The sequence below is a fragment of the Enterobacter cloacae complex sp. FDA-CDC-AR_0132 genome (genome assembly GCF_003010695.1).
GTDB classification, from domain to species: Bacteria; Pseudomonadota; Gammaproteobacteria; order Enterobacterales; family Enterobacteriaceae; genus Enterobacter; species Enterobacter ludwigii.
Genome location: NZ_CP027618.1, coordinates 2,468,005 through 2,487,381, shown reverse-complemented (window position 1 = coordinate 2,487,381; position 19,377 = coordinate 2,468,005). Strand labels below are relative to the sequence as shown.

Here is a 19,377-nt window from a genome sequence, read left to right as displayed (position 1 = left end):
TACCCCCATCAGGCTTTGTCGCCACCTGGCTCGGTGCCGCCGAAACGACGCTCTCGATTGGCAAAGGCATGCAGCGCACCTTCAAAGTCTTGTTCATCAAAATCGGGCCAAAGAACATCAGTAAAGTAAAGTTCGGCGTAGGCAATTTGCCACAGCAAAAAGTTACTGATGCGATGTTCTCCCCCTGTCCTAATTACCAAATCCACAGGTGCCAGTTCATTCATGCAGATTTGCTTACTCAGCGCCTCTTCATCAATTTGGTCGGGTCTCAACAGCCCTTCCTGAACCTGTTCGGCCAGATGCCGAACGCCCTGGATAATATCCCAGCGTCCACCGTAATTCGCCGCGATATTGAGCGTCAGACCGGTATTATTTTCAGTCAGCGCTTCTGCTTTACGAATCCGTTCCTGCAAACGTGAGTTAAAACGACTGGTTTCACCGATAATACGCAGACGGACGTTGTGGCGGTGCAGGCTTTTTACTTCGCTATCGAGCGCCCACACAAACAATTCCATCAACGCGGTCACTTCCTGCGGCGGTCGATTCCAGTTTTCACTGCTAAAAGCATAGAGCGTTAACGCATCAATGCCGTTATTGGCGGCAAAAGAAACGGCGCGGCGAACAGATTTCGCCCCAGCTTTATGCCCAAAGGCTCGTATCTTCCCTTGTCTTTTCGCCCAGCGGCCGTTGCCATCCATAATGATTGCTACATGACGGCAGCCATGAGCTGGCAAGTTTTCGCTTATTGGTTGATTCGCAGACAACATAACGCGTTTTTGGTCCCTGAAAAGGATTTAACGGTACTCAGGAATACTGAAGCCTATACGTAAAAAAGCCGTGTCAAACCACGGCTTACCTGACCACGTAAAGTCAAATACCTGCGATCAGGTGGCGCAGACTATATCACTGAAGCCCAACGCTAACAAATAGCACAACCACTAGTGCTTGCTTTATCACCAGCTTGCGAGGCGTGTCACCTGCTTACGTGCAATAACGCGAGCCTGTGCATCCACCGCCAGCACCTCTTCCACGCTTTGTGGTTCGCGCAAATCCATCATTTCCAGTACCGATAAATTCAACGTCGCAATATCGGTAAAGCGGATCTGCTGATTCAGAAATGCCTCAACGGTAATTTCATTAGCTGCATTAAGTGCCGTCGTCGCCGCCTGCCCCTGGTCAAAGGCTTTCATCGCAAGCTTCAGACACGGATAACGATCGTAGTCCGGTTCGCTAAAGGTCAGTGAACTCAGCTTGCAAAAATCGAGCGGTTTCGCCCCGGACTTCACCCGATTCGGCCACGCCATGGCATGCGCGATAGGCGTGCGCATGTCCGGTTCGCCCAGTTGCGCAAGGACGCTGCCATCCTGATAGCGCACCATCGAGTGAATCACCGATTGCGGGTGGATCAGCACTTCCATCTGTTTCGCCGACGCATTGAACAGCCAGCGCGCTTCAATGTATTCCAGACCTTTGTTCATCATGGTGGCGGAGTCAACGGAGATTTTACGCCCCATTGACCAGTTCGGATGACGGCACGCCTGCTCAGGCGTCATTGCGCTCAGTTCAGACAGTGGCGTTTCACGGAACGGGCCACCTGACCCGGTAAGCAAAATCGATACAACGCCATTCTGCTCCAGGTCAGCGTACCCCAGGTTCTGTTGAAAAGGTTGCGGTAAACTCTGAAAAATCGCGTTGTGCTCGCTGTCGACCGGTAAAAGACGCGCCCCGCGCTGCTTCACCGCCTCCATAAAGAGACGTCCGCAGGTCACCAGCGACTCTTTGTTAGCCAGCAGAACCTCTTTACCGCCATCAATAGCGGCAAGCGTCGGTAGCAGCCCTGCAGCCCCGACGATTGCCGCCATGACCTGATCAACCTCATCCAGCGCAGCCATGTCGCAGGCCGCCTGCTGGCCACTCAGGACCTCGGTACGACAGCCTTTCTCACGCAACTGCGCGGTGAGCAGGCGGGCGCTCTCTTCGTCATCCATAACCGCATAGCGAGGCGTAAACTCCAGGCACTGTTCGATCATACGCTGCACATTCTTACCGGCCACCAGCGCGGTCACGGTGTAATGTTCAGGATTATGGCGAACAACGTCGAGAGTGCTGCAACCGATAGAGCCGGTTGAGCCAAGGAGTGTTAAATGCTTCATGAGATGCCCGAAAAAAGTTAGACCAGATAAAAGCAAAACGCCGCCAGCAAGACCCGAAGTCCTTCTGAACGGCGTTTATCAGTGTACGACAGAAATCAGAACTGCATCAGTTCCGCTTCTTTATCTGCCAGCGCCGCATCAATTTTCTTGATCGCAGCATCCGTCATCTTCTGAATGTCGTCCTGAGAACGACGATCGTCATCTTCACTGATCTCTTTTTCTTTCAGCAGCGCTTTGAGTTTATCGTTCGCATCACGACGTACGTTACGCACGGATACGCGACCCTGCTCAGCTTCACCACGAACGACTTTGATCAGGTCTTTACGACGTTCTTCCGTCAGTGGAGGCAGTGGAACGCGAATGTCAGCGCCCGCAGAGCTTGGGTTCAGACCCAGGTCAGACGCCATGATCGCTTTCTCAACCGCTGGGCTCATAGAACGATCGAAGACGTTGATTTTCAGCGTACGGGTATCTTCAACGGTAACACTCGCCAGTTGACGCAGTGGCGTTGGCGTGCCGTAGTATTCTACGATGATGCCATCCAGCAGGCTTGGGGAAGCACGGCCAGTACGGATTTTGCTGATTTGGGTTTTGAACGCTTCTACGCATTTTTCCATGCGTACTTCAGCATCTTTTCTGATTTCGTTAATCACGTTACGAATCCTTGAAAACTTGTCTCAGGCAGACTATCCGCCAGCACAGCGCTACAGGTGTGCTAAGTATAGTCGCGTTTAATTCTGACAACGCCAAAGGCGCGCCCAGGTAAGATACCACTACAAAATAAAGCGGAATCTTACCTGTATTTATCGCCGACGGAAATTATTCCGTGATCAAAGTGCCTTCTTTTTCACCCATGACCACGCGACGCAGTGCGCCAGGTTTGTTCATGTTGAAGACACGGATCGGCAGTTTGTGGTCACGAGCAAGCGTAAAGGCGGCAAGATCCATCACTTTCAGCTCTTTTTCCAGCACTTCGCTGTAGCTCAGCTGATCGTACATGGTGGCAGACGGATCTTTTGCCGGGTCGGCAGTAAACACGCCATCCACTTTGGTCGCTTTCAGAACCACATCGGCTTCGATCTCGATACCGCGCAGGCAGGCAGCGGAATCGGTAGTAAAGAACGGGTTACCCGTACCGGCGGAGAGGATCACCACGCGGTTGTTGCGCAGCAGGCTAATCGCCTCTGCCCAGCTGTAGTTATCGCAGACGCCATTCAATGGGATTGCGGACATCAGGCGGGCGTTCACATAGGCGCGATGAAGCGCATCACGCATTGCCAGGCCATTCATCACGGTTGCCAGCATACCCATGTGGTCGCCCACAACGCGGTTCATCCCCGCTTTCGCCAGACCAGCGCCACGGAAAAGGTTGCCACCGCCAATGACCACGCCAACCTGAATACCCAGTTCGACCAGTTCTTTGATTTCCTGTGCCATGCGGTCAAGGATGCTTGCGTCAATACCGAAGCCTTCCGATCCCTGCAGCGCTTCGCCACTCAGCTTAAGCAGAATGCGTTTGTACACGGGTTTTGCATTGGTAGCCATGTTTCTTTCCTGAGACTGTCAACGATTAAGATGGGGGTTAATTCTGGCGACATGATATGTCGCATATCAGCACAGGGATACTGGAGCCTGTCTGATTTCGTGTGACGGGTGACAAAAAGAAGCCGCCCTCAGGCGGCTCCTTTTCAATCATTAAGACTGCTTGGACATTGCAGCAACTTCTGCTGCGAAGTCAGTCTCAACTTTCTCGATGCCTTCGCCCACTTCGAAGCGGATGAAGCCAGTCACGTCAGCGTTGTGCTCTTTCAGCAGCTGAGCAACAGACTTGCTTGGATCCATAACGAATGGCTGGCCAGTCAGAGAAACTTCGCCGGTGAATTTCTTCATGCGGCCTTCAACCATTTTCTCTGCGATTTCTTTTGGCTTACCAGACTGCATCGCGATGTCCAGCTGAACCTGGTACTCTTTCTCTACCACTTCAGCAGACACGTCTTCTGGCTTAACGAATTCTGGTTTGCTTGCAGCGATGTGCATAGCCAGCTGTTTAACCAGCTCTTCATCAGCGCCTTTAGCCGCAACCAGAACACCGATACGTGCACCGTGCTGGTATGAACCCAGAACGTCGCCTTCCAGAGAAGCAACACGACGGATGTTGATGTTCTCACCGATTTTAGCAACCAGAGCAACACGTTCTTCTTCGAACTGTGCTTTCAGAACTTCAACGTCAGTGATTTTGCCCGCAACAGCTGCGTCCAGAACTTTGTTAGCAAATGCCTGGAAACCACCATCTTTAGCAACGAAGTCAGTCTGGCAGTTAACTTCCAGGATGATGCCGTAGTTGCCGTCGATCTTAGTGATGATCACGCCGTCAGCAGCAACGTTGCCTGCTTTTTTAGCTGCTTTGATCGCACCGGATTTACGCATGTTTTCGATTGCCAGCTCGATGTCGCCGTTCGCTTCAGTCAGCGCTTTTTTGCAATCCATCATGCCTGCGCCAGTACGCTCGCGCAGCTCTTTTACCAGGGATGCGGTAATTTCAGCCATTCTTAAATCCTCGGGAGATGTGAACTGCCCGGCCTGAGGCCAAACAGTGTAAATTGAAAAAAGGGGCCGATAATTGGCCCCTATTCATACACGGTACTAATAAGGGGTGAAACCTTATTATTCAGCTTCTACGAAGCTTTCTTCCGCCTGAGAAGCCAGATCCTGGGAACGGCCTTCACGAACGGTAGCAGCTACAGCGCTCAGGTACAGGCTAACAGCACGGATTGCGTCGTCGTTACCCGGGATAACGAAGTCAACACCGTCCGGATCGGAGTTGGTATCAACGATAGCGAATACCGGGATACCTAGGTTGTTAGCTTCTTTGATTGCGATGTGCTCGTGGTCTGCATCGATTACGAACAGCGCGTCTGGCAGGCCGCCCATATCTTTGATACCGCCCAGGCTGTTTTCCAGCTTGTCCAGTTCACGAGTGCGCATCAGCGCTTCTTTCTTAGTCAGCTTGTCGAAAGTACCGTCCTGAGACTGGGTTTCCAGATCTTTCAGGCGCTTGATGGACTGACGAACGGTTTTCCAGTTAGTCAGCATGCCGCCCAACCAGCGATGGTTCACGAAGAACTGATCGCAGCTGTTAGCAGCATCTTTCACAGCTTCGCTTGCAGCGCGCTTAGTACCAACGAACAGAATCTTACCTTTACGGGAAGAGATCTTGTTCAGCTCAGCCAGGGCTTCGTTGAACATTGGTACAGTTTTCTCAAGGTTGATGATGTGAACTTTGTTACGTGCGCCGAAGATGAAAGGCTTCATTTTCGGGTTCCAGTAACGGGTCTGGTGACCGAAGTGAACACCAGCCTTGAGCATGTCGCGCATGGAAACAGTTGCCATGTTTAAAACCTCTATATTAAAAGTTGGGGTTATGCCTCCACGTATCCCATATTACCGACCCCGAAGGGCACCCCGGAATATGTGCCGATACGTGTGTGTTGTTACACAAAGTGAGATTTGTCGCTTCCGTCCAGCCTGTGTATCTGAAATGGATCGGAAGTCCGGCGCGCTTTATACCACAAAACACGACCAGAAACCAACAGTTGTTGGCCGAGTGTGCTGTTAATGATTCTCAATTTGGCACGGGGTGCGCCTGACTGATACCATTAACGACACTTAGACTAGTATTGTCGAAAAAATCGACACTGATGGACAGATTACATGGCTATCTCTATTAAGACACCTGAAGAAATTGAAAAGATGCGCGTCGCCGGTCGTCTGGCCGCAGACGTGCTGGAAATGATCGAGCCGTACGTGAAGCCGGGCGTGAGCACGGGTGAACTGGACCGCATTTGTAACGACTATATCGTCAATGAGCAGCACGCGGTCTCCGCCTGCCTTGGCTATCATGGTTTCCCGAAATCCGTCTGCATTTCGATTAACGAAGTGGTTTGTCACGGTATTCCGGACAACGAAAAACTGCTTAAAGATGGCGACATCGTCAACATCGACGTGACGGTCATTAAAGATGACTACCACGGTGACACCTCTAAGATGTTCATCGTGGGCAAGCCGACGATTCTGGGCGAGCGTCTGTGCAAAGTGACGCAAGAAAGCCTCTACCTGGCGCTGAAAATGGTTAAACCCGGCATTCGCCTGCGCACCATCGGGGCCGCTATCCAGAAATTCGTTGAAGCGGAAGGTTTCTCCGTTGTGCGTGAATACTGCGGCCACGGCATTGGCCGTGTCTTCCACGAAGAGCCACAGGTTCTGCACTATGATGCGGATGACGGCGGCGTGGTACTGCAAAAAGGCATGACCTTCACCATCGAGCCAATGGTCAACGCCGGTGATTACCGCATCCGCACCATGAAAGATGGCTGGACGGTGAAAACCAAAGACAGAAGCTTGTCTGCGCAGTACGAGCATACTATTGTGGTAACAGACAACGGCTGCGAAATTATGACGTTGCGCAAGGATGACACCATCCCGGCGATACTCACGCACGATGAATGATAAAAAAGCCGGCAGATGCCGGCTTTTTTAATGGCTATAGCTTTTTCTTATGGGTGGCGCACGATGAGTAATCTTTTACCCGAACAGTATGCTAACACAGCACTTCCCACCCTACCCGACCAGCCCGATAACCCGGGCGTCTGGCCCCAGCAGGATCTGACCTGCGCCGGTATCAAGGCGCATATGGATGTCTTCCAGCGCTGGCTCGGAAGCGCATTTGATGCCGGCATCTCCGCGGAGCAGCTTATTGAAGCACGCACCGAGTTTATCGACCAGCTCCTGCAGCGTCTGTGGATTGATTACGGGTTTGGGCAGATCAGTGACGTGGCACTGGTCGCCGTCGGGGGCTATGGCCGCGGTGAGCTTCATCCGCTTTCCGATATCGACTTACTGATTTTAAGCCGCAAAAAGCTGCCGGATGAACAGGCGCAGAAAATTGGCGAACTGCTGACGCTGCTGTGGGATGTGAAGCTTGAAGTGGGCCACAGCGTGCGCACGCTGGAAGAGTGCCTGCTTGAAGGATTATCTGACCTGACCGTCGCCACCAACCTGATTGAAACCCGCCTGTTGATTGGCGACGTCGCGTTGTTCCTGGAACTGCAAAAACACATTTTCAGCGACGGCTTCTGGCCTTCAGAAAAATTCTTCGCCGCGAAGGTCGAGGAGCAGAATCAGCGTCACCAGCGCTACCACGGCACCAGCTATAACCTGGAGCCGGATATAAAAAGCAGTCCGGGTGGACTGCGCGACATTCACACGCTGCAGTGGGTGGCCCGCCGCCACTTTGGCGCCACCTCAATGGACGAGATGGTTGGCTTCGGCTTTTTAACCGAGGCTGAGCGAAACGAGCTGAATGAGTGTCTGCACCTGCTCTGGCGGATCCGTTTTGCCCTGCATCTCGAGCTTAGCCGCTACGATAACCGTCTGCTGTTTGACCGTCAGCTCAGCGTGGCGCAGCGCCTCAACTCCCGCGGTGAAGGTAACGAACCGGTTGAGCACATGATGAAGGATTTCTTCCGCGTTACCCGTCGCGTCACTGAACTGAACCAGATGCTGCTGCAGCTGTTCGACGAAGCGATCCTGGCCCTGACGGCGGACGAAAAACCGCGGCCGATCGATGATGAATTCCAGCTGCGCGGCACGCTTATCGATCTGCGCGACGAAACGCTGTTTATTCGTGAGCCGGAAGCGATCCTGCGGATGTTCTACACCATGGTTCGCAACAGCACGATCACCGGGATCTACTCTACAACGCTGCGTCATCTGCGCCATGCGCGCCGTCATCTGACGCAGCCACTGTGCTATATCCCGGAAGCCCGATCCCTTTTTCTCAGTATGTTGCGCCATCCGGGTGCCGTCAGCCGTGGGCTTCTGCCGATGCATCGCCACAGCGTGCTGTGGGCCTATATGCCACAGTGGTCACATATCGTCGGGCAGATGCAGTTCGATCTGTTCCACGCCTATACGGTGGATGAACACACGATCCGCGTCATGCTCAAGCTGGAGAGCTTTGCCAGAGAAGAGACACGCTCACGTCACCCACTGTGCGTCGAACTGTGGCCACGTCTTACCCACCCGGAACTGATCCTGATTGCCGCCCTGTTCCACGACATCGCCAAAGGTCGCGGCGGTGACCACTCGGTGCTCGGCGCACAGGACGTGCTGAAATTTGCCGAACTGCATGGACTGAACTCTCGCGAGACGCAGCTGGTTGCCTGGCTGGTACGCCATCACCTGCTGATGTCCGTCACCGCGCAGCGTCGTGACATTCAGGATCCGGAGGTCATCAAGCAGTTTGCAGAAGAGGTTCAGACGGAAAACCGCCTGCGCTATCTGGTCTGCCTTACGGTAGCCGATATTTGTGCCACCAACGAAACGCTGTGGAACAGCTGGAAGCAAAGCCTGTTGCGCGAGTTGTACTTTGCCACCGAAAAACAGCTGCGCCGCGGGATGCAAAACACCCCAGACATGCGCGAGCGTGTACGCCATCATCAGCTGCAGGCGCTGGCGCTGTTGCGGATGGATAACATTGATGAAGAGGCGCTGCATCAGATTTGGGCGCGCTGTCGTGCCAACTATTTTGTCCGCCACAGCCCAAACCAGCTTGCCTGGCATGCGCGACATCTGCTTCAGCATGATTTATCGCAGCCGATGATCCTCCTCAGTCCGCAGGCCACGCGCGGCGGTACCGAGATCTTTATCTGGAGCCCGGATCGGCCTTATCTGTTTGCTGCGGTTTGTGCCGAACTGGACAGGCGTAATCTGAGCGTTCACGACGCGCAGATTTTCACCACCCGGGACGGCATGGCGATGGACACCTTTATTGTACTGGAGCCAGACGGAAGCCCGCTGTCGTCGGACCGCCATGAAGGGATACGTTTTGGCCTGGAACAGGCGATCACCCAGCGCAGCTGGCAGCCACCGCAGCCGCGTCGTCAGCCGTCGAAATTACGCCACTTTACCGTCGATACCGAGGTCAATTTCCTGCCGACCCACACCGATCGTAAATCGTTCCTGGAGCTGATCGCGCTCGACCAGCCTGGGCTGCTCGCCCGCGTCGGCCAGGTTTTTGCCGATCTGGGAATTTCGCTTCACGGGGCCAGAATTACAACCATTGGCGAACGAGTAGAAGATTTATTTATAATCGCCACCGCCGACCGGCGTGCCCTTAATAATGACCTGCAACTTGAAGTGCAACAACGGTTGACAGCAGCCCTCAATCCAAACGATAAAGGGTGACGTGTTTTTTAGTGAAATGGAAAGAGTAAACAATGCAGCAGTTACAGAACGTTATTGAGTCCGCTTTTGAGCGTCGCGCCGAGATTACTCCGGCAAATGTGGATACCGTTACCCGTGAAGCGGTTAATCAGGTTATTTCTCTGCTGGATTCCGGCGCGCTACGTGTAGCAGAAAAAATCGACGGTCAGTGGGTAACTCATCAATGGCTGAAGAAAGCCGTGCTGCTCTCTTTCCGTATCAATGATAACCAGGTTATCGACGGAGCAGAAAGCCGCTATTTCGATAAAGTCCCTATGAAATTCGCTGACTACGACGAAGCTCGCTTCCAGAAAGAAGGCTTCCGCGTAGTACCGCCAGCGGCCGTGCGTCAGGGTGCGTTCATCGCGCGTAACACCGTGCTGATGCCCTCCTACGTTAACATCGGTGCTTACGTAGACGAAGGCTCCATGGTGGATACCTGGGCAACCGTCGGCTCCTGCGCGCAGATCGGTAAAAACGTTCACCTGTCCGGCGGCGTGGGTATCGGTGGTGTACTGGAGCCACTGCAGGCTAATCCAACCATCATCGAAGATAACTGCTTCATCGGCGCGCGCTCTGAAGTGGTGGAAGGCGTGATCGTTGAGGAAGGCTCCGTTATCTCGATGGGCGTTTACATCGGTCAGAGCACCCGTATTTACGATCGTGAGACCGGTGAAATTCACTACGGTCGCGTGCCGGCCGGTTCCGTTGTGGTCTCCGGCAACCTGCCGTCAAAAGATGGCAAGTACAGCCTGTACTGTGCGGTTATCGTGAAGAAAGTTGATGCGAAAACCCGCGGTAAGGTGGGCATCAATGAGTTGCTGCGCACCATCGATTAATCGGATATAACAAAAAGCGGGGGCCACCCCGCTTTTTTCATATCTGAGGGTGGCGAAAATAGATTTTTTCGTTAATTATTCAAAGGTTATGTTGAGATCAAGGGTACCGCTATGTACGATAATCTGAAAAGTCTGGGCATTACCAATCCTGATGAAATTGATCGTTACAGCCTTCGCCAGGAAGCTAATAACGACATTCTGAAAATCTATTTTCACAAGGACAAAGGAGAGTTTTTCGCCAAGAGCGTGAAGTTTAAATATCCACGCCAGCGTAAGACCGTCGTCGCTGACGGTGTAGGACAGGGATACAAAGAAGTTCAGGAAATCAGCCCTAATCTGCGCTATGTGATCGATGAACTCGATCAGATCTGTCAGCGCGACCGCACTGAAGTCGATCTCAAACGTAAGATCCTCGACGATCTGCGTCACCTTGAAAGCGTTGTCACCAACAAGATTAGCGAAATCGAAGCGGATCTTGAAAAGCTTACCCGGAAATAAACACTAAAACGGCAATCTTTGATTGCCGTTTTAGTGTTTGCGCCCTCTCCCGTGGAAAGGGATGGCGTAAGGGCATCAGGCCGTATTTCACTCATCTCTGCTCATCGAGCTGTAACGCCACATAAAGCAGCAGCCTGTCGTCAAAGCTCCCCAGATCCAGTCCTGTCAGCTCCGAAATCCGGTTCAGTCGATATTCCAGCGTATTGCGATGTATAAACAGCGCTTTCGACGTTGCCAGCGGCTGTACGTTATGACGGAACCACGCCTGCAGCGTCCGACGCAGCAGACCGTTGTTGTCCATCGCCTTGAGGCGCGCTAACGGACGTGCCAGCTCATTGGCCTGCCAGCCACCGCGCAGGCTGTCGAGCAGCACCGGCAGCATCAGATCCTGGTAGAAATAACTGCGGCTTTCCGGCATCCGCTGCTTACCCACCATCATGGTGGTGCGGGCAGTACGCCAGGAACGGGCAATACTGCCCGGACCGGTGAAGTAATTGCCCAGCGCGACGCGAAAACGAAGCTGTCCATTCTCCTTCATGCGGGCAATCAACTGCTCCACGCGACGACGATGATCTTCTGCATCCCAGCGCCCGAACGCGTTCAGCGCGGGCTTGAGCACCACCATTTCCGTCAGAGAGACAATCGCCACCAGGTTATCGCGTTCCGGTGTCGCCAGCGCATTTTGCAGCTGCTGCAGCTCAGCCATCGCACTGTCGACGCCAAGCTGGCCGCTGTCCACCTCAATTACCGCCACGACGCGCGGTTGATTCAGATCGATTCCCAGGCGCTGCGCCCATTCATTGAGTGCAGGGGTATGCTCATCCGCCTGAATCAGGTTCATCACCAGCTCTTCACGCAGACGGCTGTCCTGGGCGAGCAGATGCATCAGGCGCGACTGCTCAAGCATCATCTCCGCCGTCATACAGACCAGTTCGCCATATTTTCGCAGCGACTCCGGCTCGCCGGTCAGGCCGATAACGCCAACAATTTCCCCCTCAAGACGCAGCGGTAAATTGATGCCCTGACGGACACCGTGCAGGTGTTTCGCCACCGCATCGTCGATGTCCACCACCCGCCCCTGGGAGAGCACCAGCAGCGCCCCTTCGTGCAATTCCCCAATACGCTCACGATCGCCACTGCCAATAATGCGCCCACGGGCATCCATTACGTTGATATTGGTATCAATGATGCGCATGGTGCGTGCCACAATATCCTGCGCCATTTTGGTATCGAGATGCCAGCCAGCCATGTAACCCTCCTGTGAGCAGAGCTCAAGCATAGGGAAGTTCAGCTACCGCTGCATTGTGCGAATGCACAAAGTGAAAGGGAGAAGTATGGAGTTGTGGAAAAGGTCACAGAAAGGTGAAAAGCCCCTGCTCATCTGAAACAGGGGCTTGAGAGGATTACTGCATCAGCAGGTAAATTGAGGTATCACCACGCTGAATATTCAACGCCAGCACGGAAGGTTTGCTGTCCAGAATTTTGCGCAGTTCAGCGATGTTTTTCACTGGCTGCTGGTTCGCACCCATGATCACATCGCCTTTTTTCAGGCCAATGCGCGCAGCCGGGCTGTTCGCTTTAACGTTGTTTACCACAACACCTTTGTCCTGACCTTTATTGCTCATCTCGGCGCCTTCAATGCCGCTGAAGATGGTGCTGGAATCAACCTGATTCTGGCTGCTCTGCTGCAGTTCCAGGCTCACGTTAACCGGTTTACCGTCACGCAGCAGGCCGAGGGTCACTTTGCTGCCAATCGGCATGGAGCCCACTTCAGCACGCAGCGCGGCAAAGCTGCTGATCGGTTTCCCGTTCAGGGAGGTGATGACATCACCCGCTTTAATGCCCGCTTTCGCCGCGGAGGAGTTCGGCATCACCTGGCTGACAAATGCGCCGCGCTGGGCGTCAACTTTCATCGCCTTAGCCAGTTCGGAATTCAGTTCGGTACCCAGAATCCCCAGTTCACCGCGTTTCACCTGGCCATACTGCACCATCTGCGCGGTCAGGTTTTTCACCATGTTACTTGGGATAGCAAAGCCGATCCCGATATTGCCGCCGTCTGGTGCAAGGATCGCGGTGTTGATACCAATCAGCTCACCGTTCAGGTTCACCAGCGCACCGCCGGAGTTACCCCGGTTGATGGCGGCATCCGTCTGGATGAAGTTTTCATAGTTTTCGGCGTTGAGGCCGCTACGACCCAGCGCGGAAACAATCCCCGAGGTTACGGTTTCACCCAGACCGAACGGGTTACCGATAGCGACGGTATAATCACCGACACGCAGCGCATCGGAGTCGGCAATTTTAATCGCCGTCAGGTTTTTCGGATCCTGAATCTGGATCAGCGCGATATCGGAGCGCGGGTCTTTCCCGACCACTTTGGCATCAAATTTACGCCCGTCGCTCAGCTGAACCTTAATGCTGTTGGCGTTATCAACAACGTGGTTGTTGGTCACGACGTAGCCTTTCGCCGCATCGATAATCACACCCGAGCCAAGCGCCATGAATTTCTGCTGCTGGCCACCCCCCTGGGTGTCATCCCCAGCACCACCGCCCTGACAGAACGGGGAGCTCTGGAATGGCGAACCGTCCTGGCAGAAAGGTGAGTTATCACCAAAGAACTGCTGGAAGTTACGCGGCATACGCGGCGTATTGACGGTTGTGCTGCCCTCAACGTTAATACTCACCACCGATGGCATCACTTTTTCGAGCATCGGTGCCAGGCTTGGCATCTGCTGCGCGGTCGCTGCCGACGATGCGGTCTCAGCTGCAGTAGCAGTCAGAGGAGACAGCGCTAAACCTAAACTCAGAGCCAGTGCACTCATTGCTAATGTGGTTTTTTTCATGTGTCTTAATCTCGATTTACAGATAACGCAAAATTGCTGTGTAACTCAGATTCATTTTATACCGCTTAGTTCCGGCCATAAGTTTATGGAAAAGGTAAAAATTTATTGGCCGTCTTTACAAAACTCCGTGCTTATTCCACCGCCATGAGCTTGCGGTATTCATCCCAGGCATACAAATCTGTCATCCCGCTGATATAGTCCTGGATAAGACGGCAGCGATAATAATATTCCAGCACCGGCCACTGGGGCGACTGACGATCCACCTTGCCGATGGCTTCGACATAAGCCAGACGGTGGCGGGTTGAAAGTTTCTGATAAAGCCGGGATTCGATCGGTATTCGCCGCACGCGCTCTTTTTCCACCAGCTCGCTGAACTCGTCGACGGATAATTGCAGCAGAGGCCGATAGATTTCGAGTAACCCACTGATAACCCTGTATCCCTGCAGCTCAAGCTGTTCGACATCCGGATGGCTGAAAACATGACGCACGGCCACGTTTTTATAGAGCTCAAGAAGCTGGCTAAAGCTGCTGTCATCTTCCAGCAACGCATGGTTGAATTCGCCGCTATAAATTAACGGCAGGTTGTCAATAAAGCGCGAGGCGGCATAAGGCACCAGTTTATTTAATGTATTGACCCGTAAATACATAAAGAACTGATCTTCCGTGCTGCGGCTTAATGTATTTGAACGCGATTTCTCCCAGGCATTTTCGACAACCTGAGCAAACAGCGAGCCTTTTTCATGCGTTCCCCAGGCCTCATAAAGATGCTGATAAAGTTCTTCAACGCTGAATATTCTTTTCTCAACGGCGTCTTCCAGGTCGGCAACACAATATGAAATGTCGTCGGCAGCTTCCATAATCCAGGTTAAGGGGAAACGGCCGTTTGGTGTCAGAGAAAGTTCTTTACGCAGGCGCTCAATATAGGCTTCTTCAGAAAGATAATAGCCCGGCTTTTTCATCAAATAACTGTGCGACGCGGGCGTCTCGCCCATCCACCAGGCCGGTCGCGTATATTTCAGGATGCACCCCACCTGTGCCCAGGTCAGGTTCATACGCATCAGGGAGTGGACCAGCCGGATCCCCTGCGCATTGCCTTCGAAGTGACAGAGATCGTGACGGACTTTACGCCGCAGGTCGTTCAGCGCGTCTTCACCTTCGCGCAGGCGTAAATCCCGCACCAGGCAGCGGTCATCGCTCAGAGGCTGGCTTACCGCATCAGCAGGATAAAGCCGCTGTTTAAACCAGTCATTTATGGCGGCTTCGCCAAAATGACCAAAGGGCGGGTTACCGATGTCATGCATCAGGCAGGCCATCTCAACAATGCTCTCAAACGGCCCGGTCAGCTCATTCAGCCCATAGGTTTCGAGAAGCTGCTGCTCTTTAAGACGGCTTAAAATCTCTTTGGCAATGTAGCGGCCAACCTGCTGAACTTCCATAGAATGCGTTAAGCGCGTGCGCACCGCAGCGTTACGTTCAAGCGGAAACACCTGGGTTTTTTGCTGTAACCGACGGATTGCCGGCGAGTTTATGATCCGCCCACGATCGCTTTCGAAGATACGCAGGATCTCATGCTCGCTCTTGTCGCCCTGCGGCGAACGGAAACGTCGGTGCCAGTTAATTTTGGTGCGAAAATCGATTGGTGACATGTGCTCCCCCGCGTGAGAATGCGTTTCCTCTTAACCGCATGATAGACTATGCATCTTAACAAGGCACATCGCGAGTAAATCTATGAAAATCGGCATTATTGGTGCAATGGAAGAAGAAGTTACGCTGCTGCGTGACAAAATTGAGAACCGTCAGACTCTCTCCCTCGGTGGCTGTGAGATCTATACCGGCCAGTTGAATGGCGTTGACGTCGCTCTGCTGAAATCAGGCATCGGTAAGGTTGCTGCTGCGCTGGGCGCGACCCTGCTGCTCGAACGCTGCAAGCCGGACGTTATCATTAACACCGGTTCTGCAGGCGGCCTGGCGTCGACGCTGAAAGTCGGTGATATCGTTGTTTCCGATGAAGCGCGTTACCACGATGCAGACGTTACCGCATTCGGCTACGAATACGGTCAGCTTCCGGGTTGCCCGGCCGGGTTTAAAGCCGATGATAAACTGATTGCGGCGGCTGAAAGCTGCATCGCTGAGCTGAACCTCAACGCGGTACGCGGCCTGATCGTCAGCGGTGATGCGTTCATCAATGGCTCCGTCGGCCTGGCGAAAATTCGTCATAACTTCCCTCAGGCCGTTGCCGTTGAGATGGAAGCGACCGCCATTGCTCACGTTTGCCATAACTTCAACGTTCCGTTCGTGGTGGTTCGCGCCATCTCCGACGTGGCTGACCAGCAGTCTCATATCAGCTTCGACGAGTTCCTGACCGTTGCGGCAAAACAGTCCACCGTGATGGTGGAGCGCCTGGTGCAGAAACTGGCTCGTGGGTAACCCATACATCAGGGCGTTGGTCGCCCTGCTTTTTCTCGCACCGGCATGGCTATTTGCCACGCCGCGTGTGATTACGCTCTCTCCGGCAAACACCGAACTGGCCTTTGCCGCAGGGATCACGCCTGTCGGCGTGAGCAGCTTTTCGGATTACCCTCCGCAAGCGGCCCATATTGAACAGGTAGCGACCTGGCAAGGGATGAACATTGAGCGCATCGTGGCGCTTAAACCCGATCTCGTGCTCGCCTGGCGCGGCGGTAACGCCGAGCGGCAGGTCAACCAGCTCTCCTCGCTTGGGATCAAGGTGATGTGGATTGATGCGGTGAGCATTGAGCAGGTCGCTCAGGCACTGCGTTCTCTGGCCCCCTACAGCCCAACCCCAGCAAAAGCCGAGAATGCCGCGAAACAGATGCTCAGCGACTATGCCGCGCTGAAATCCCGCTACGATACCCCCGTCAAAAAACGCATCTTCCTGCAGTTTGGCAGCCAGCCGCTGTTCACCACCGGGAAAGGATCCATTCAGAATCAGGTGCTGGAAATCTGCGGCGGTGAAAACATCTTTGCAGCCAGCCGGGTGCCGTGGCCTCAGGTCAGCCGGGAACAGGTGCTCGCACGCCAGCCACAGGCCATCGTGGTGGTCGGAAATGCGAGCGAGATTCCTAAAATTGAACAATTCTGGCAACGTCAGCTAAAAATACCGGTGATCCCCCTCACCAGTGACTGGTTTGAACGCGCCAGCCCGCGTATTATCCTCGCCGCAAAACAGCTCTGTGCCGCGCTGGCAGAGAGTCACTAACAACATACCCCGCTCGAGGATTTAACGATGCTCGTTTATTGGCTGGATATTCTTGGCACAGCCGTTTTTGCTATCTCCGGCGTTTTACTCGCCGGAAAACTGCGCATGGATCCGTTTGGCGTGCTGGTGCTGGGCGTGGTCACCGCCGTGGGTGGCGGGACGATACGTGATATGGCCCTGGCGAATGGCCCGGTATTTTGGGTAAAAGATCCAACCGATCTGGTGGTGGCGATGGTCACCTGTCTGTTGACCATTGTGTTGGTTCGCCAACCCCGCCGGTTACCGAAATGGATACTCCCGGTACTGGATGCCGTCGGTCTGGCCGTCTTTGTGGGCATCGGGGTCAACAAAGCCTTCAATGCGGGAACGGGCCCGATGGTGGCCATCTGCATGGGCGTGTTAACCGGGGTCGGCGGCGGGATTATTCGCGACATTCTTGCGCGTGAAGTTCCCATGATCCTGCGTACCGAAATCTATGCCACGGCGTGTATTATTGGTGGGATTGTTCACGCGACGGCGTATTACACCTTTGCGATGCCGCTAGAAAATGCAGCCATGCTGGGTATGGTGGTCACGCTGGGGATACGGTTAGCGGCGATACGCTGGCATCTGAAGCTGCCGACGTTTGCGCTGGATGATAATGCACGATAAGCGTTGTTTATAAGCCCGGTGGCGCTACGCTTACCGGGCTTACGACTGCATCCCTGTCAGATGCTGAACGAAGAGCCACATCCACAGGTACTTGTCGCGTTCGGGTTAGTCACAACGAAGCGCGAACCTTCCAGGCCTTCAGTGTAATCCACCGAACCACCCACCAGGTACTGCAGGCTCATCGGGTCAACCACCAGCGCAACGCCCTGCTTCTCGATAGTCATATCGCCGTCGTTGACCTGATCGTCAAAGGTAAAGCCATACTGGAAGCCGCTGCAGCCGCCACCGGTAATATAGACACGCAGTTTCAGATCCGGATTGTCCTCGTCGGCAATCAGGGTTTTCACTTTGTTGGCTGCTGCTTCGGTAAATTCCAGCGGCAACGCTACGTCATCACTCATCTTATGCTCCCATGAATACTGCTACTGCTATTGGGTAAAATTCACCCAATTCTTTATGTCATTATCTAATACCCTGGTAATTCATTCAAGTATTCTGCGTCGGGGCCCGCTCGGCCTCTTGTTTTGCCAGGGTACGAGCAAGAATGGTGGAGTATAGCGGTTTTCCACCCAGGAATTGGGCTAATAGTGTCGCGCCGAGACAGGTAATGATCATTGGCAAAATGAGCTGGTAATTATCCGTCATCTCCAGAACCAGCACGATGCCGGTCAACGGCGCGCGCAGGGACGCCGCCAGCAGCGCGCCCATTCCGGCAATAGCAAAGGTCCCGGCGTCCAGATGATAGGCCGGGAATCCGGCAGCAGCGACCATGCCAAACGCGGTTCCCAGAAGCGTACCCAGCGCCAGCATCGGGGCAAAAATACCGCCAGGCGCACCGGAGGAGAAGCACAATACGGTGGTAATCACCCGCGAAATAAACATGAACAGCAACAGACCAATGCTGAAATTACCCGCTGCGGCAATCGGTATCAGCCCGAAGCCACCGCCTGCGGCATTGGGCTCAATGAAGCCGAGCACGCCGCAGCCGCCGCCCAGCAGTCCGCCGATCAATACCCAGCGGGTAGTATTCCCACCGTGAAGGCGCTGGAACATATCCTGAGCGCGTAAGATAAGCGTGTTAAACAGCGGGCCGACCACGCCAAAAATCATGCCGAGAATCAGGTACAGCCACAGCGTATTCACCGGCGCATTGGTCAGTTTCCCCACCTCAATCACCGCACCTTCGCCATTAAAAATGCGAAAGACAATGCTCGACATAATGACGCCGGTGAATACCGCTTTTATCGAGATCAGGTTGTAGCGAAACTGTGCCCGCATCTCTTCAATAATGAACAGGATCCCCGCGAGCGGTGCGTTGAACGCCGCCGAAAGGCCGGCCGCCGCCCCCGTTGCCAGTAGCGTATGTCGCGCCTCCGCGCTGCGCATGCGAAACAGATCGCCGACCATGCGCCCAACGTTTCCGCCCAGCTGCACCGTTGGCCCTTCGCGCCCGAGCACCATGCCTGCCCCGAGCGTTCCCATGCCACCGATAAATTTTACCGGGATGACGCGCCACCAGCGAACCGGCCTCAGCTCTTCCAGTGCGCCTTCTATTTCAGGGATCCCGGAACCGCCCGCTTCCGGCGCAAATTTACGGACCAGGAAATAGCCCACCATGGCAAACAGCGCAGATAAGCCAAAGGCCCACACCCATACCCATCCACCGCTATAGGCAAAACCCGCCACGGTTCCAATTCGCCAGTTCATTATCGCGTTAACCGCTTTTTCGAAGGCGATACCCACCAGCCCGGCAACGGCGCCGACCACGGCAGCAGCCAGCAGGATAGCCAGCGGCGTTTTATCACGATTAAGCAAGCGCCGGATGCTGATACGGTGCTGTGCACGTCTGAACTGCTGTTCAGTATAAGAATGAGTGTCTGCTTTCATTACCGTTTCTTTTCGTCATACAAATA

18 protein-coding genes are annotated in these 19,377 nt (G+C 54.0%); 7 read left to right on the top strand and 11 right to left on the bottom strand.

What is annotated here, in order from left to right; genetic code table 11:
• Nucleotides 1-8 precede the first annotated feature (8 nt).
• The 6 genes from ispU to rpsB all read right to left on the bottom strand — a co-directional run bounded on the left by ispU (nucleotide 9) and on the right by rpsB (nucleotide 5,543).
• Nucleotides 9-767 (bottom strand): (2E,6E)-farnesyl-diphosphate-specific ditrans,polycis-undecaprenyl-diphosphate synthase, encoded by a 759-nt coding sequence (ispU, locus tag AM379_RS12010; RefSeq protein WP_014168704.1) that lies wholly within the window; start codon nucleotides 765-767, stop codon nucleotides 9-11.
• A gap of 186 nt (nucleotides 768-953) precedes the next feature.
• The gene (ispC, locus tag AM379_RS12005; RefSeq protein WP_032679639.1) at nucleotides 954-2,153 is read right to left on the bottom strand and encodes a 1-deoxy-D-xylulose-5-phosphate reductoisomerase; all 1,200 of its coding nucleotides are present in this window, start codon (nucleotides 2,151-2,153) and stop codon (nucleotides 954-956) included.
• A 95-nt stretch (nucleotides 2,154-2,248) separates the two neighbouring features.
• Nucleotides 2,249-2,806, bottom strand: coding sequence for a ribosome recycling factor (frr, locus tag AM379_RS12000; protein WP_014168702.1), 558 nt, complete (start codon nucleotides 2,804-2,806; stop codon nucleotides 2,249-2,251).
• A gap of 166 nt (nucleotides 2,807-2,972) precedes the next feature.
• Nucleotides 2,973-3,698 carry a UMP kinase gene (pyrH, locus tag AM379_RS11995; RefSeq protein ID WP_003856194.1) on the bottom strand — a complete coding sequence of 242 codons (726 nt, stop codon included), beginning with the start codon at nucleotides 3,696-3,698 and terminating at the stop codon, nucleotides 2,973-2,975.
• Nucleotides 3,699-3,848: 150 nt separating this feature from the next.
• Nucleotides 3,849-4,700 carry a translation elongation factor Ts gene (tsf, locus tag AM379_RS11990; protein WP_008501911.1) on the bottom strand — a complete coding sequence of 284 codons (852 nt, stop codon included), beginning with the start codon at nucleotides 4,698-4,700 and terminating at the stop codon, nucleotides 3,849-3,851.
• 117 nt (nucleotides 4,701-4,817) lie between these two features.
• Entirely contained in the window at nucleotides 4,818-5,543 is a 726-nt protein-coding gene (rpsB, locus tag AM379_RS11985) for a 30S ribosomal protein S2 (RefSeq protein WP_003856207.1), read from the bottom strand.
• Nucleotides 5,544-5,864: 321 nt separating this feature from the next.
• Here rpsB and map point away from each other — a divergent pair, with 321 nt between their 5' ends.
• The 4 genes from map to AM379_RS11965 all read left to right on the top strand — a co-directional run bounded on the left by map (nucleotide 5,865) and on the right by AM379_RS11965 (nucleotide 10,753).
• A complete protein-coding gene (gene map / locus AM379_RS11980) occupies nucleotides 5,865-6,659 on the top strand; it encodes a type I methionyl aminopeptidase (RefSeq protein WP_014168699.1) in 795 nt (264 codons plus the stop codon).
• Nucleotides 6,660-6,722: 63 nt separating this feature from the next.
• Complete coding sequence (glnD, locus tag AM379_RS11975) at nucleotides 6,723-9,398, top strand: bifunctional uridylyltransferase/uridylyl-removing protein GlnD (RefSeq protein ID WP_106503740.1); 2,676 nt, start codon at nucleotides 6,723-6,725, stop codon at nucleotides 9,396-9,398.
• Between the two features lie 32 nt (nucleotides 9,399-9,430).
• A complete protein-coding gene (gene dapD / locus AM379_RS11970; protein WP_020882614.1) occupies nucleotides 9,431-10,255 on the top strand; it encodes a 2,3,4,5-tetrahydropyridine-2,6-dicarboxylate N-succinyltransferase in 825 nt (274 codons plus the stop codon).
• Between the two features lie 111 nt (nucleotides 10,256-10,366).
• Nucleotides 10,367-10,753 carry a DUF3461 family protein gene (locus AM379_RS11965; protein WP_014168696.1) on the top strand — a complete coding sequence of 129 codons (387 nt, stop codon included), beginning with the start codon at nucleotides 10,367-10,369 and terminating at the stop codon, nucleotides 10,751-10,753.
• 91 nt (nucleotides 10,754-10,844) lie between these two features.
• Here the strand turns inward: AM379_RS11965 and cdaR are convergent, their stop codons facing one another.
• The 3 genes from cdaR to dgt all read right to left on the bottom strand — a co-directional run bounded on the left by cdaR (nucleotide 10,845) and on the right by dgt (nucleotide 15,239).
• Nucleotides 10,845-12,002, bottom strand: coding sequence for a DNA-binding transcriptional regulator CdaR (cdaR, locus tag AM379_RS11960; protein ID WP_020882613.1), 1,158 nt, complete (start codon nucleotides 12,000-12,002; stop codon nucleotides 10,845-10,847).
• A gap of 154 nt (nucleotides 12,003-12,156) precedes the next feature.
• On the bottom strand, nucleotides 12,157-13,593 hold the full coding sequence (gene degP / locus AM379_RS11955; RefSeq protein WP_032679638.1) for a serine endoprotease DegP: 1,437 nt from the start codon (nucleotides 13,591-13,593) through the stop codon (nucleotides 12,157-12,159).
• A 131-nt stretch (nucleotides 13,594-13,724) separates the two neighbouring features.
• On the bottom strand, nucleotides 13,725-15,239 hold the full coding sequence (dgt, locus tag AM379_RS11950; protein ID WP_068795199.1) for a dGTPase: 1,515 nt from the start codon (nucleotides 15,237-15,239) through the stop codon (nucleotides 13,725-13,727).
• A gap of 82 nt (nucleotides 15,240-15,321) precedes the next feature.
• Here dgt and mtnN point away from each other — a divergent pair, with 82 nt between their 5' ends.
• From mtnN to AM379_RS11935, 3 genes are read left to right on the top strand one after another with little or no spacing between them, the layout of a single operon-like run.
• Nucleotides 15,322-16,020, top strand: coding sequence for a 5'-methylthioadenosine/S-adenosylhomocysteine nucleosidase (gene mtnN, locus AM379_RS11945; protein ID WP_014168692.1), 699 nt, complete (start codon nucleotides 15,322-15,324; stop codon nucleotides 16,018-16,020).
• Entirely contained in the window at nucleotides 16,013-16,813 is an 801-nt protein-coding gene (gene btuF / locus AM379_RS11940; RefSeq protein WP_106503739.1) for a vitamin B12 ABC transporter substrate-binding protein BtuF, read from the top strand. Before mtnN ends, btuF begins: the two co-directional genes overlap by 8 nt.
• Before the next feature lie 27 nt (nucleotides 16,814-16,840).
• Nucleotides 16,841-17,464, top strand: coding sequence for a TRIC cation channel family protein (locus AM379_RS11935; protein ID WP_014168690.1), 624 nt, complete (start codon nucleotides 16,841-16,843; stop codon nucleotides 17,462-17,464).
• A 56-nt stretch (nucleotides 17,465-17,520) separates the two neighbouring features.
• On the opposite strand, the gene erpA is transcribed toward AM379_RS11935, so the two are convergent.
• Nucleotides 17,521-17,865, bottom strand: coding sequence for an iron-sulfur cluster insertion protein ErpA (gene erpA, locus AM379_RS11930; protein ID WP_013095643.1), 345 nt, complete (start codon nucleotides 17,863-17,865; stop codon nucleotides 17,521-17,523).
• Nucleotides 17,866-17,950: 85 nt separating this feature from the next.
• Nucleotides 17,951-19,351, bottom strand: coding sequence for a H(+)/Cl(-) exchange transporter ClcA (gene clcA, locus AM379_RS11925; protein WP_032681634.1), 1,401 nt, complete (start codon nucleotides 19,349-19,351; stop codon nucleotides 17,951-17,953).
• Between the last annotated feature and the right edge of the window lie 26 nt (nucleotides 19,352-19,377).

Coding starts and splice junctions, on each gene's coding strand:
- ispU (WP_014168704.1), bottom strand. CDS start 767: ATGTTGTCTGCGAATCAACCAATAAGCGAAAACTTGCCAGCTCATGGC.
- ispC (WP_032679639.1), bottom strand. CDS start 2,153: ATGAAGCATTTAACACTCCTTGGCTCAACCGGCTCTATCGGTTGCAGC.
- pyrH (WP_003856194.1), bottom strand. CDS start 3,698: ATGGCTACCAATGCAAAACCCGTGTACAAACGCATTCTGCTTAAGCTG.
- tsf (WP_008501911.1), bottom strand. CDS start 4,700: ATGGCTGAAATTACCGCATCCCTGGTAAAAGAGCTGCGCGAGCGTACT.
- rpsB (WP_003856207.1), bottom strand. CDS start 5,543: ATGGCAACTGTTTCCATGCGCGACATGCTCAAGGCTGGTGTTCACTTC.
- map (WP_014168699.1), top strand. CDS start 5,865: ATGGCTATCTCTATTAAGACACCTGAAGAAATTGAAAAGATGCGCGTC.
- glnD (WP_106503740.1), top strand. CDS start 6,723: ATGAGTAATCTTTTACCCGAACAGTATGCTAACACAGCACTTCCCACC.
- dapD (WP_020882614.1), top strand. CDS start 9,431: ATGCAGCAGTTACAGAACGTTATTGAGTCCGCTTTTGAGCGTCGCGCC.
- AM379_RS11965 (WP_014168696.1), top strand. CDS start 10,367: ATGTACGATAATCTGAAAAGTCTGGGCATTACCAATCCTGATGAAATT.
- cdaR (WP_020882613.1), bottom strand. CDS start 12,002: ATGGCTGGCTGGCATCTCGATACCAAAATGGCGCAGGATATTGTGGCA.
- degP (WP_032679638.1), bottom strand. CDS start 13,593: ATGAAAAAAACCACATTAGCAATGAGTGCACTGGCTCTGAGTTTAGGT.
- dgt (WP_068795199.1), bottom strand. CDS start 15,239: ATGTCACCAATCGATTTTCGCACCAAAATTAACTGGCACCGACGTTTC.
- mtnN (WP_014168692.1), top strand. CDS start 15,322: ATGAAAATCGGCATTATTGGTGCAATGGAAGAAGAAGTTACGCTGCTG.
- AM379_RS11935 (WP_014168690.1), top strand. CDS start 16,841: ATGCTCGTTTATTGGCTGGATATTCTTGGCACAGCCGTTTTTGCTATC.
- erpA (WP_013095643.1), bottom strand. CDS start 17,865: ATGAGTGATGACGTAGCGTTGCCGCTGGAATTTACCGAAGCAGCAGCC.
- clcA (WP_032681634.1), bottom strand. CDS start 19,351: ATGAAAGCAGACACTCATTCTTATACTGAACAGCAGTTCAGACGTGCA.